This window comes from Arthrobacter sp. NicSoilB8 (assembly GCF_019977355.1).
Lineage (GTDB): Bacteria > Actinomycetota > Actinomycetes > Actinomycetales > Micrococcaceae > Arthrobacter.
In genome coordinates this window covers 2,838,738-2,851,106 of sequence record NZ_AP024655.1, presented here as the reverse complement: position 1 = coordinate 2,851,106, position 12,369 = coordinate 2,838,738, and the positions used below count along the sequence as shown (strand labels likewise).

Annotated in this window: 10 protein-coding genes; 5 read left to right on the top strand and 5 right to left on the bottom strand. The window is 67.6% G+C overall.

Annotated elements, in window-relative coordinates; genetic code table 11:
• Complete coding sequence (locus LDO15_RS12825) at positions 1-465, bottom strand: hypothetical protein (RefSeq protein ID WP_223979277.1); 465 nt, start codon at positions 463-465, stop codon at positions 1-3.
• Positions 462-3,662 (bottom strand): efflux RND transporter permease subunit, encoded by a 3,201-nt coding sequence (locus LDO15_RS12820; RefSeq protein WP_223979276.1) that lies wholly within the window; start codon positions 3,660-3,662, stop codon positions 462-464. Before LDO15_RS12820 ends, LDO15_RS12825 begins: the two co-directional genes overlap by 4 nt.
• A gap of 290 nt (positions 3,663-3,952) precedes the next feature.
• Here LDO15_RS12820 and LDO15_RS12815 point away from each other — a divergent pair, with 290 nt between their 5' ends.
• Positions 3,953-4,147, top strand: coding sequence for a DUF1918 domain-containing protein (locus tag LDO15_RS12815; protein ID WP_223979274.1), 195 nt, complete (start codon positions 3,953-3,955; stop codon positions 4,145-4,147).
• 49 nt (positions 4,148-4,196) lie between these two features.
• Here the strand turns inward: LDO15_RS12815 and LDO15_RS12810 are convergent, their stop codons facing one another.
• Positions 4,197-5,651, bottom strand: coding sequence for a DUF5129 domain-containing protein (locus tag LDO15_RS12810; protein WP_223987340.1), 1,455 nt, complete (start codon positions 5,649-5,651; stop codon positions 4,197-4,199).
• Positions 5,652-5,883: 232 nt separating this feature from the next.
• On the opposite strand from LDO15_RS12810, the gene LDO15_RS12805 reads away from it, so the two are divergent.
• From LDO15_RS12805 to LDO15_RS12795, 3 genes are all read left to right on the top strand, one after another.
• Entirely contained in the window at positions 5,884-6,300 is a 417-nt protein-coding gene (locus LDO15_RS12805) for a hypothetical protein (protein WP_346655957.1), read from the top strand.
• Positions 6,297-7,973 carry a DUF5671 domain-containing protein gene (locus LDO15_RS12800; protein WP_223979270.1) on the top strand — a complete coding sequence of 559 codons (1,677 nt, stop codon included), beginning with the start codon at positions 6,297-6,299 and terminating at the stop codon, positions 7,971-7,973. Before LDO15_RS12805 ends, LDO15_RS12800 begins: the two co-directional genes overlap by 4 nt.
• Before the next feature lie 108 nt (positions 7,974-8,081).
• Positions 8,082-8,549: an SRPBCC family protein gene (locus LDO15_RS12795; protein WP_223979268.1), complete on the top strand. Its 468-nt coding sequence runs from the start codon at positions 8,082-8,084 to the stop codon at positions 8,547-8,549.
• A 96-nt stretch (positions 8,550-8,645) separates the two neighbouring features.
• Here LDO15_RS12795 and LDO15_RS12790 read toward each other — a convergent pair whose 3' ends face one another.
• The gene (locus LDO15_RS12790) at positions 8,646-9,686 is read right to left on the bottom strand and encodes a 2-oxoglutarate and iron-dependent oxygenase domain-containing protein (protein ID WP_223979266.1); all 1,041 of its coding nucleotides are present in this window, start codon (positions 9,684-9,686) and stop codon (positions 8,646-8,648) included.
• A gap of 425 nt (positions 9,687-10,111) precedes the next feature.
• On the opposite strand from LDO15_RS12790, the gene LDO15_RS12785 reads away from it, so the two are divergent.
• Positions 10,112-11,059, top strand: a complete 948-nt coding sequence (locus tag LDO15_RS12785; RefSeq protein ID WP_223979264.1) for an alkaline phosphatase family protein — start codon at positions 10,112-10,114, stop codon at positions 11,057-11,059.
• Positions 11,060-11,209: 150 nt separating this feature from the next.
• Here LDO15_RS12785 and LDO15_RS12780 read toward each other — a convergent pair whose 3' ends face one another.
• On the bottom strand, positions 11,210-12,328 hold the full coding sequence (locus LDO15_RS12780) for an alkaline phosphatase family protein (protein WP_223979262.1): 1,119 nt from the start codon (positions 12,326-12,328) through the stop codon (positions 11,210-11,212).
• Positions 12,329-12,369 lie beyond the last annotated feature (41 nt).

Sequence of the window (12,369 nt, the reverse complement as noted above, 5' to 3'; positions counted from 1 at the left end):
TCACTCGCCTGTGTCGAATTCGGCGCCGAGAAGTTCCTCGGCCCCTGTCGTGACCACCACGGTCCCTGCCGGCGGCCCGTCCGTCAGGACGGCGGCGTCGCCGTTGATGCGCTGGATAGTTATGGACTGGCGGACGTAGACCCGGGGTTCGGGGTTGGTGTAGACCCAGGCCTTGCCCGTGCTGTCGTACAGTATGGCCCCGTAGGGCACGGTGAGCTTCCCGGACTGGGGATCAACCGCAGTCGTCGCCGTTTTGATGCCGACCCGTTCGACGGCGTGCTCGGTCAGGGTGATCCGGTGAAGGTCCGTGCCGGGCACTTCGGTGACCACTGCCGGTTCACCTTCGGCCGGGGCGGCTGCCGGGGTCTGGGCGCAGCCGGCGACGCCCACTGCCGTGAACACCGTCAACAACGCCCCGATGATGAATGCCCGGATCCTGCTGCCCCGCGGCGGTGTGGAGTTCATGACGCATCCTGGCTTTCAGTTCGTTCAGCCGTACCCGGGCCGGTCCGCTCGCTCAGGGCTTGCTTCGGCTCGTAGCCAAGCAGCACGGCGGGCACAACAACCAGGGTGAAGAAAGTTGTTGTCAGCAGGCCGCCCCAGATGATCACGGCAAGCGGCTGGATGATTTCCGTTCCGACGACGCCGCCGGCAAGGACCAGCGGGAGCAGCGCCAGGCCGGTAATCAGGGTAGAAACCACCACGGGTCCCAAACGCTCCCTGGTTCCGCGGACCACCAGGGCCGGCCACGGCGCCGAGGCGTCCGCGGCACGCAGGCTCCTGACATGGCCCGTCAGCAGGAGGGCGCCGCGGACAGCGATTCCCAGGACCGCGGCGAAGGCAACCAGGGCGACCAGCGAGTTGACGCCGCCCGTGACCTGGGCGGCCAGCACGCCGCCGGACAGCGCCAGGATCAGGCCCAGGAGGAGCGGGGCGGCGAGCCGCCAGCTCCTCGTCGCCGTCTGCAGCAGCACGAGGATGCCCGCCGCGGCAACCGCCGCGAGCAGCCAGAGCCACTGGTAGTTGCTTTGCTGCTGGGCGTACTGGGTGAGGATCTCCGCGTGATAGGACATCGGGAACTGCATCTGCTGCAGGCCCGCGTCGATATCACGCTGGATATCGCCCAGCGGGCGGCCCTGGATGTCGGCTTTGACATCGATGCGCCGGGAAGTGTCATCATGCAGGATGACGGACTCATTCGCCACCATGGTCACCTGCGCGACGTCGCCGAGGCGGGCATGCCCGCCGTTGGGGGTGTCGATGATCAGGTTTCGGAGGCTGTCCAGGCTGTTATGGGTGGCTTCAGTCCCCTTCACGATGACCGAGAAGACTTTCTGTTGTTCGTAGAGGTTCCCGACTTCAATGCCCTGCACCAGGGCGGCGGCCGCGCGCCGCACGTCACCGGGGACGACTCCGGCCTTTTGGGCCGCGGCCAGGTTCACCTTGACCTCGGCGATCGGCTGTTCGGCGGGCAGGTCGACGTGGGGATTAACGACCCCGTCCGTGTGTTCCAGGATCCGCTGGACCTCCGCAGCCTTCTGCCGCAGGATCGCGGGGTCGAGTCCAAAGACCCGGACGGCAAAACCGCTGTCCCCTTCTTCCCGGATCTGGTCGATGCGTTCCTGCGGGTACGTGGAGATTTTGCTGCTCAGGCCCGGATAGCCGGCGATCACCCGGTCGACGGCGGCGGCCGTATCCGCGTACGACGCGTCGGCGGCCACGGTCACCCACAGTTCGCCGGAGCTGACGTCGCCAACCTGATCGGAGGTGATGGCGCGCCCGATGTGCCCGCCGACATTGGCCACGCCCGGCAGGGCACGCAGCTCGACGGCGGCCGCCTCGGTGATGCGGCTCATTTCCTGGTCGGAGGTGCCGGCAATCGCGTTCCAGTGCACCACCAGGGTCTTGTCCGCCAGCACCGGTACCACGGGACGGCTGCCGGTCAACTGGGGAGCGAGGGCGAGTCCGGCCAGCGCCACAACCGCGGCGGCGGCGAACACCCACCGGGTCTTCCCTGCCAGGCGCGTCACGAACCGGCCGTAACCGCCTTCAAGCCGCTTCAGGGGGCGGCGGTCCGGTGCCCCGGAACCGGCAGGAAGGACGAACGCGAGCGCGGCCGTGACGGTGAGGGCGACAATCATTGCCACAACCAGGGCGATGAGGAAGCTCTGGACCAAGGGGCCGAAGAGAGCGCCGTTCTCGCCCGCAATGAAGAGCGCAGGCGTGACGGCCAGCGCCATGATCAGCAGCGCGTAGAGGATCGGCGTGCGCACTGTCCGCAGGGCCTCCGGGATGACTGATTCGCGGCGTTGCCGGTCTTGCGCGGGCGCGGCGTCTGTCCCGCCGTCGGCGGTTTCTTTCCCGGACCCGGACCCGGGGCCGGCGTTCCGTGCCCGGGCAATGCCGTTGAGGTCCTCCGCGACATCGCCCACTATGACCGCCAGGGCCAGCACCATGCCGGCCAGGACCATGGTGTTCATCCCGGTGCCGCGCCAATCGAGCACCAGCGCCGCCGCGGTCAGCGACACCGGAATCGTAATGAGGCTGATCAGGGCCGTGCGCCAGGAGTGGAAGAAGGCGCCGAACAAGGCAACGATCAGCAGCAGCGTAATCAGCAGCGCGATGCCGAGCGTCCCGACCTCTTCGTCGATGAAGGACGCCTGCCGGTAGACGCTGGTGTCGATCGTGACTCCGGGCAGGCCGGGCTGGAGTGCACGCAATGCCTCGTCGACGCCCCGGGTCACGTCCATGGTGTTCGTCTCGGGGAACTTCTCGATGACCAGCAACAATTCCGCTTCCTTGCTGAGCAGGGCGTCGCCAATCAGCGGCTGGTGGTCTGTAGCCACGGTGGCCACGTCTTTGAGCAGGATGTTCCCGGCCGGGCCCTCGATGGGCACCTGGCCCAGATCCTCCGGCGTGGTGATCGGCAGGACATGCTGGACGCCGATCCGCTGGTGGCCCGTCTCGAAGAAGCCGCCGGTGCCCGGTGTCGATGCCTCAAGGTAGCTCAAGGGCGAAACCCAGACGGAGTTGCCGGTCGTCTTGATGACTTCGTCCAGCGTGACGCCCTTGGCCTGGAGCTGCGCGGGGTCCACCAGGACTTGGAGTTGCTGGTCGCGCTGGCCCCAGATGGCCACGTTCGCCACGCCGGGCACGGCCAGGAGCCCGGGCTTCATGGTCCACCGGGCCAGGACGGACATGTCGATGGCCGACATGTCCTTTGAGGTCAGCCGGATCATCATGACGCGGCTGGTGGAGGACAGTGGCTGCATCAGTACCGGTGCTGCCGAAACGTTGGGCAGTGCGCGCGCCTGGGTGAGCCGTTCCGAGACCAGTTGGCGTGCGCGGAAAAGGTCCGTCCCCGGTTTGAAGACCATCTGGATGGATGACAGGCCGGGCACGGACTTGGACCGGATGGCTTCCACCCAGGCCACCCCGTTCAGCAGGTCGGCCTCCATGGGGGAGGTGATGAGCTGCTCAACCTCGGCGGCCGAGAGCCCCAGTGCTTCGGTCTGGATCTCCACCTGCGGCGGGGCAAATTCCGGAAAGGCGTCCACGGACATGCTCGGCAGGCTGGTGAGTCCGAGGGCCAGGATTCCCGCCGCCGCGGCCAGGACCAGGATCCGGAACTGCAGGACCCAGCGGAGGATGGCGCTCATCATGGCCGGCACCCCGCAAGGGTGCGCAGGTCATGGGGAACCAGGTCGGGCCTGCGGCGCCGTCGGTAACCCGGGCCGTCGGAGTGAGCCGGGGGAGGGACGGGGCCGTGGGTCGGTCTTGCCACGAAACAGATCACCGGGAAAAGGATTTTGAATGCTTTTCCTGCTTGGCCAACTGCCCAAAAGTTGTTCACGGCGCGGCTCCCTGGTCCAAGGCCATAGCGCCCCCCAGCCGTCAAGAGCAATAATGATCTTCGGGCACACAGGCGTCAATAGAGATACAGGTGATGGCCATGAAGGCAGTCGCAGGGGACCGGATCATCATTCGAGGGACCACCGTCGAGTCCACGGACCGGCACGGTTTGATCCTGGAGGTGAAGGGGGCCGATGGAGCGCCGCCGTACCTCGTGAGGTTCGATGACGGCCATGAAACGATCATGTTCCCGGGCGGTGATTTCGTCGTCGAACGGACCGGGGGCGGCCCCTAAGCCCGCCGCCCTGCGGGCCCGGCCCTGGAACCGGCTTTGGAACCTGGCCCTAGAAACTCGACGAGCTCCCGGACCCGGAAAAGCTGCCGCCGCTGGACCCGTACCCGGTGGTGGCGCCGCCGCCGCGTGCGCTGCTCACGCTGCTGACGCCGGTGCTGAAGCCGGAGTTGAAGCTCGGGACCGAGAAGAAGTAGTAGGACGGATACACCGTGCCGAGAATGCTCGGCTCGTAGGCTCGACCGTATCGGGCCTTGGTCCCGGCCTGCGCACTCTCCATGTCCTTGCGCATGAGACCGGCTTCCTTCTCGTTGCGGGCATAGGCGTCGATCACGGTGTCGGCGTGGTCCTTCAGAAGCTCCGAGAGATGGGTCCTGGCATCACGCAACCGGTCCAGCGCCGTCTCGGGGGTGATCGAGCCGTCCGCCAGCTCCGATGACCAGCGTTCAAGGTCGCTGCGGCTTTCATCGCGGAAGGACCGCAACGCGGCCGCCGTCGCAGACGCTCCCTCGGCTCTGCGCTGGCTGAGCAGCTCCTCCAGGCTGTTCAGGTCACTGCGGAACGGTGCGAGCTGGTGGTCCCAGGCGGCCGGCCAGGATGCGCCACGGTTGAGCAGGGCATTCGTATCGGCAATCACGTCATCCAGCACATCGAGTTCCGCAGCGGCATCGGCGTAGCTCCGGACCAGTTTGAGGTTGGGCCGGCGGCTCAGGTCCCGGCTGCTAAGGGCATGCACCTGGTTGGAAAGCTCGGTGGCCGTGTTGTAGCGGTTCAGGAACGTGCGGTGTTTCTCCAGGACCGTGCTGCCGTACCGCGAGGACTCGGGAATGGTGCTGGCGTTGAGCTCGGTGACCTGTAGGTCCATGCTCACATTCGCGTAGCTGGCGTCACCCCGTGCAAGCTCCTCCCGGCTGGAGACCCTGGTCCGCCAGCGGACGATCAGCCACGCCGCGGCACCGCAGACCGCGGCGATCACGGCCGTCCAGGCCGTGACGAGGAAGGCCGTGGACCGGTACCACGGCTGGTTGATCAGTTCGGCGCCGCGGCGGATCCCGGCAATGGTGCCGTCGGTCCACTGGGCATCGCGGAGCAGCTCCTTGGAGGCGTTCTGGATGTCCTCGCGTTGTTCGGGGGAGACCTTGCGGTCTTCACCCATGTACGTCCCGACATGCCGGCCCACCGGATCCAAGGCGAAGATGAACAGCCCGTCCGCCCACTTCTGTCCGTCGGGGCTGATCCACTCGGGGTGTTCGGCGCGGGCGAAGCGCAGGACCTCCTCGTTCAGGTTGTCCGCGGCCGTGCCGTTGTAGGTGTAGACCGCCACCTTGGTGGGCTGGTAGAAGTCGGTGGACTCCACTGCCGGCAGGAGGGTTTTTTGGTCCAGGACGCCGGCGCGGTCTTCAACCACGACGGCGGTCGGCGTCACGGCGAGCGCCGCAGCTGCGCCGCCGAGAAGCCCGATCAAGAGCACAACCACAACGGCGAGGGCCTTCCGCATGATTCCCATTTTCCGAGCGTAGTGGCTGGCATCGGCCGCGTCGACGCAGACGCCGCGGAAGGGGGCGAAAGACATCATGACCGTGCGCTGGCCCGGCATCCATACTTGGGGCATGAGCCAGCAGCCTGAAGGACAGCCCGCAGGACCCCCCGAAGGACCGCCGGGACAGGTGGAAGGACCGCAGGATAGACCGGCGGAGAAACCGCGCCGGGCCAGGCCTGACCGGACCCTGTTGGCCGTCATGGCCGCAATCGCGGTGATCGTGATTGTCGCGCTGGCGGTGGTGCTCACCCGCGGGGAACCTGCGCCCCTGGCCGAGTCAACGCCGGCCGGCGTCGCGCAGCGCTATGCTGCCGCCGTCATTGCCGGGGATGAGGCGGCCGCCTCCGCCTACCTGACCCCCGCCGCCCGGAACAAATGCACGGCCGAGGGCCGCCCCGTTGCCCGGAACCTGCGCGTCACACTGGTCTCCACCACCGAAAGGCCGGACTCCGCGGACGTCAGGGTGCTCATCACCGTTTCTGAGCCGGGCGGCCCGTTCGGCAGTGCCGAATACCAGGTGGAGGATGTCTTCGACCTCGTTCGGTCCGGCAACGGCTGGCTGATCGACACCGCACCCTGGCAGCTGACAGTGTGCCCGGGACAGGCGAAGCAATGAGCGCCCAGCGGACTGTGCGCCGGCTGATCACCTACGCGCTGCTGTTCGCGCTGGTGGTGACCGCCGCCGTCGGGCTCGGCGGACTGCTGGGCCGGCTGCTGGTGACCGGGACGGAACTGGCCACTGACGACGTCGCCGGGCTGGCGCGGTCGCTGGCTTTTGCCCTGATCGGCGGGCCGCTCGCCGCCCTTCTGTGGTGGGCGGTATGGCGGCGGCTCGACGATCCGGAGGAGCGGTCCGCCATTGGCTGGGGTCTCTACCTGGCCGGCGCCTACCTGCTGGCCCTGCTCATCGCCTCCACCAACGTGCTGAATACAATCTCTTCGCTGATCGGCGGGCAGGGCCCGGAATGGCGGCTGTCCCTGGCCACCGGCCTGGTGTGGGCTGCGGTCTGGGCCTGGCACCGGTGGATGTGGCGTCACCCCCGGAAGAGTCCGACAGAACTGGCCGACGTCCCCACGGTGCTTGGCTCGGTGCTGGGGCTCGTGCTGGGCGTGGGCGGCGCTGTCGCAGCCCTGTCCACGCTGTTGGATGCCGCCCTGCGGGGTTCCACGACTGAGGTCTCGGTGGGTAAGCCCTGGTGGGTTTCGGCGCTGCAGTCCCTGGTCTGGGCCGTTGGCGGAACCGCCGTCTGGTGGTGGCATTGGAGGCACGATGGCGGCCGGAGGCTGCGGACCGGGCTGGCCGACGTCGCGCTCATCACGGTCGGGGTGCTCGGGGCGGGTGTTCTCACCCTGGGCGGAGCCGGCGTTGCGCTTTTTGTGGTCCTCCGGCTGCTGTTTGACCGTACCGAACCGCTGGAGCTCCTGCTGGAGCCCCTCGCGCCGGCCGTGTCCGCGGCCGCCATCGGCACCCTCGTCTGGGTCTACCACCGCAAGATCGCGCGCGGGCGCTCGGAGGCCACCCTCCAGGGCGGCAGGCTGGTGACCTCCGGCGTCGCCCTGGTCGCGGCAGCGTCCGGGATCGGCGTGATCGTCAACTCGGTCCTCGCCATGACGGCGACGCCGCTGGCCGGCGCCGGGGCGCGGACACTGCTGCTTGCGGGAATCAGTTCCCTCCTGGTTGGCGGGCCGGTGTGGTGGCTCGCGTGGCGGCCCCTGGAGCCGGCGGCGGCGGGTGCCGGGCTGAACGCGCGGCGGATCTACCTGGTGGCCGTGTTCGGCCTGAGCGCCGTGGTGGCCGTGGTCACTCTGTTGGTAATCGGCTTCCGGATGTTTGAGTTCTTCCTGGGCGATGTCAGCGGCGGAAGCCTCGTGGACCGGATCCGCGCACCCCTGGGGCTTTTGGTCGCCACCGGGCTCGTGTCCGGATACCACTTCGCGGTGTGGCGGCAGGACCGTGTCCTTTCTGCGGCCGGCCCTGCTGCGGCCGGCCCGGTCCGTCCGCGAACCATCGGCCACGTGATCCTCGTGGCAGGATCCGACTCCGCACCGCTGCGGCGGGTCATCGACGAGGTCACCGGGGCCGGCGTCACGGTCTGGAAGCGGGCCGACGGCGGTGCCGACGGCGGTGCCGACGGCGGCGTGGCGGGTGTTGCCGGCGGAGAGGTTGCTGGCAACACAGGAGCGCAGGAGGAGCAGCTGGCGGCAGCACTGGAAGGCGTGGCGGCGGCCCGGGTTCTGGTTGTGGCCGATCAGCACGGGGGGATTGACGTGATCCCGCTGCAGGGCTGAGCTGGCCGTCTTCTGCCCGTCCTGTACCTGTTGTGCTGGTGGTGCCTGTTGTGCCTGGCTTATGCTGACCTGCGCCTTCCCGGGCCGGCCAGCCCCTAGGATGGCGGCATGTCTACCTTCGAAATTTCCCGCAGCGCAGTCATTCCCGCACCCGCCGAGGACATCTTTCCGCTGGTCAACAGCTTCCGTGAATGGACCAAGTGGTCCCCGTGGGAGGCAGTCGATCCTGCCATGGAACGGAGCTACTCCGGCAGCGAATCCGGTGTCGGCGCCAAATACGCCTGGAGCGGGAACCGCAAGGCCGGCTCCGGCACGATGGAAATCGTGGACACGGACAGGCCGCGGAGCATCAAGGTCCGCCTGGAGTTCACCAAGCCCTTCAAAGCCGTCAACCCCACCAGTTTCACGTTCGCGCCGTCGGCCGGCGGCACCCAGGTCACGTGGACGATGACCGGAGAGAACAAGGGCATCGGCAAGGTGTTTGCCTTGTTCATGAACATGGACAAGGTGGTCGGCGCGGACTTCGAAAAGGGCCTGGCCTCGCTCGCCGCTGCCGCCGCACCGCGAAAAGCCTGACACGGCAAGCCCCGCCGGTGACGCTGCCCTGTCACCGGGAGCGTTCAGGAATGCCGTTCAGGACTGCCGTTCAGGACTGCCGTTCACGACTGCCGTTCACGACTGCCCGGGGGCCCGGACGAGTCCGGGGTGATGGATCCGGGCAACCTCCGGGTGGGCGCGCAGCCAGCCTTTGAGCACGTTGGCGCCGTAGGACGCGAGCATCGGGTTGTCCGGATCGTCGGTGATGCCCCGGGCCCGGGCCGCGAGCGCGAGCGGAAGGGGCACCGGTTCGATCACGGCGTCGAGCCGGGGCGAGAAGAAGAACGGGACCGTGTAGCGGTCCACGCCGGGCGGGGGCGCCTCGACGCGGTGGATGGTGGCCGCAAGGTAGCCCTGCGTGGCGACTTCGAGCATCTCCCCGAGGTTGACCACCAGGGCCCCCGGAATCGGCTCCACGGGAATCCAGTTGTCGCTGCCCGGCGGGAGCACCTGCAGGCCGCCGACCTGGTCCTGGAGCAGCAGGGTGACGAAGCCGTAGTCCGCATGGGCGCCGACGCCCTGGGGGCCGGCATCCGCGACTACACCGCCGACATAGTGGACAAGCTTGGCCATCCACGCCGGAGAGTCCTGGAACGGCTCGTCGAAGTAGTCCTCCGGCAGTTCCAGGGACACGGCGATGGCGCTTAGCAGTTCGGCGCCAACCCGGGACATGTGGTCCGCCCAGGCCATGCACACGGTGCGCAGCTCGGGCAGCGCCCGGTCCGGCATCAGGTTGGGTCCCTGGATCAGCCAATACGGCTCGTCCGCCGGGTAGTTCCCGACGGCGGGGCGCTCCGGTCCAAAGTCGAGCTGCTCTCGGGCGTCCGGCCGGCCCTGGGTGACTTCGTGGCCCAGACGCGTGTAGCCGCGGAAATGGGGCGAGAGCCGGTTGTCCAGTTCCAGCCGGGACTCAAGCGGGAGCTCAAAGAACCGCCGGGTAACGTCAAAGAGTTCGTCCACCTCGGCGGCAGAGGCCCCGTACCCCGTCAACTGGAAGAAACCCACCCGGTGCGTGGCATCACGCAAGGCATCAATAAACGCCGGGTCAAACGTGCCGTCCTGAGCCCTTGCCGTGCTGAGATCAAGAAGCGGAATGGAATCCGATGGTCCGTTCATGACTGCAAACTACCACCACCACTTTCGCTACTGAACGGTACGGCGGTTCCAGTTCCCCCGGGGCCGGTTCCCTGGCCGCCGTGCGCCTGCCGACAGTTCCCGGCCGGGGGGCCGGCACACCGCATTCCCAGCCATTGTCTAGGCTCTTCGCGGGCTTTCTTGATGGCGGTGTGCAAGAGTTCAACAAATAGAGCCGCCAACGCGATGCCGATCGGATCAAGCGGGTCGGGCCAACGAGAAAGCCGGGATCCATGAGCCGGAACGCCACGAAAACTCAACGTCGAATCGCCGTGCGGCTGCTTGTTGCAGCAGTCCTGATGGTGTCAGCGGCAGCGTGCGAGCCCTCGCCTCCCCGCGGCAGCCCGTCTGCGGGACCCACTGCCGGGAGCACGAGCACTGCGGGCTCCGGCTCGAAGCCGGGGCACGTGTTCGTGATCAACCTCGAGAACAAGGGCTATGACAAAGTGTGGGGGGCTGGCTCCGAGGCCACCTATCTCTCGCAAGCGCTTCGCAGCCAGGGGGTCCTGCTGTCTGAGTACTACGGGATCGCCCATAACTCGAACCCGAACTACCTGGCCCAGATCTCCGGGCAGGCGTCCAATGCGATGACCCGGAACGACTGCCCCACGTACGCCCCGTTCCGGCTGACGGGGACGGCGTCGCTGGGACAGGTTGAGGGAACCGGCTGCGTGTATCCGGCATCCGTCCCCACGGTCGCCGGACAGCTCAGCGCAGCCGGCAAGACCTGGAAGGGTTACATGGAGGACATGGGGACCCCGTGCAGGCATCCCAAGCTTGGCGCGAAGGACAGCAGCCAGGGCGCCAGGGTGGGCGACCAGTACGCCACCCGCCACAACCCGTTCGTGTACTTCGAATCCATCACCTCCTCGCCGGACTGCCGGGACAACGTGGTGGATTTTGGCGAACTCGCCGGGGACCTCAGGTCCGTGGCCAGCACGCCGAACCTGGCCTACATTTCACCCAATCTCTGCAATGACGGCCACGACAACCCCTGCGTCGACGGCAGCGCCGGCGGGCTGGCAGCGGCGGACACCTGGCTGAGCCAGCAGGTCCCGGCGATCCTGGACTCACCGGCGTTCAAACAGGACGGCATGCTGGTCATCACTTTCGATGAATCAGAGGGCAAGACCCTGGGGCCCTCAGGACTGCTGCCCGGCGGGACGGCCGGCGGCAAGATCGGTGCGCTGGTACTCTCGCCGTTCGTCAAGGGCGGCACGACGTCGGACCGGCCCTACAACCACTTCAGCCTTTTGGCCAGCATCGAAGACGCGTTCTCCCTGCCGCGCCTCGGGTATGCCGGTGCGCCGGGCCTGAACAGCTTCGGCGAGGACGTCTACAACGCCGGCTCCTGACAGCGGCCCCGCCCGTCGTTGCCGGGTACTTTCCCGGGCGTACCGTCCCGCCGGGCGCGTTGGGCGCATTGGGCACGTTGGGCACGTTGGGCACGTTGGGCAACAGGGGAGCGGCTGCCCGTCCTTCCCGCAGCCGCTCCCGGATGCCTCCTAGACGCCTGCGTTGTAGACGTCGAGGCCGAAGCGGTTCAGTCCCGGGGCTCCCGCATAGCCCAGGTACGGCAGGCCGAAGGTGTCTTCGATGCTGCCCAGCAGGCTGTAGTGGTTGTACGGGGTGGTGGACCAGGTTCCGCCCTTGATGAAGGGAGAAATCACGAGCGCGCCGACGCGGCCGCCGCCGGGGCCGGTGATTCCAGGCTCGGGAGTGTTGGGCCCGGCGGTTTCGCCGCAGCAGGCGGTGGCGTCGGACTGCGGTCCGTCGGATTCGTCAAATGTGATCACCAGGACACCGTCCTGTCTGAAGGCCGGGGACGACGTAATGGCCGGTACCCATTGCTTGAGCCATTCATCCGCGCCGGCCAGGCCACCCGGTTGACCGTCAACGCACGGTGCATCGTGACCGTCGTGGCACAGGTTTGGTGTGATCATCGACAGGTTAGGGGTGCTGGCCGCTGAGGCGAGGTCTGTCTTCAGAGAGGCGAGGTCGACGTCGTTCTGGGCGCAGTCCGGCGAGCCGCTGATCCCGGCAAAGTATACGAACGGGTTGTGGCGCGCCGCGTACTGGTCCCCGGCCTTGGCTTTTTGAGTGTCATCCACCGCCCCGAGGGCCGGGTGACGGCACGGTGTTCCCATGTCTTCCATGTAACCCTTCCACGTCTTGCCGGCAGCCGTCAGCTGTCCGGCGACGGTGGGCACGTTGGCCGGGAAGACGCAGCCGTCCCCTACGGCCTGGCCCTGGGCGGCCGTTCCGGCGCCGGTAAAGGGTGAGTAGGTCTGGCAATCGGCTTGCATTTGCGGGTTGGGTCCCTGTCCGGAAATCTGGGCGACGTAGTTCGGCTGGGAATTGTGTGCCGTGCCGTAATACTGGTTCAGCAGCACCCCCTGGGACCGCAGCGTCGTGGACAAGTACGGCGCCGCGGATTGCGGGCCCCACGTGGAGTCGTAGCCCTTGTTTTCGAGGTTGATGACAAAGACATGCTGGGCGCCGGGGAGATAGTCCAGGCCGGCGGCCGGTGCGCTGACAGGGGTGGCCGCCGTAGCGGATTCCGGTCCGGAGACGAGCGTGGCGGCCGCCAGCACCACCAGGGCGGCATAAGCGAGCCGCCGCACTGGGCGCGCCGAGCGGGGCCGCGGCGGGACCGCAGGCTGGG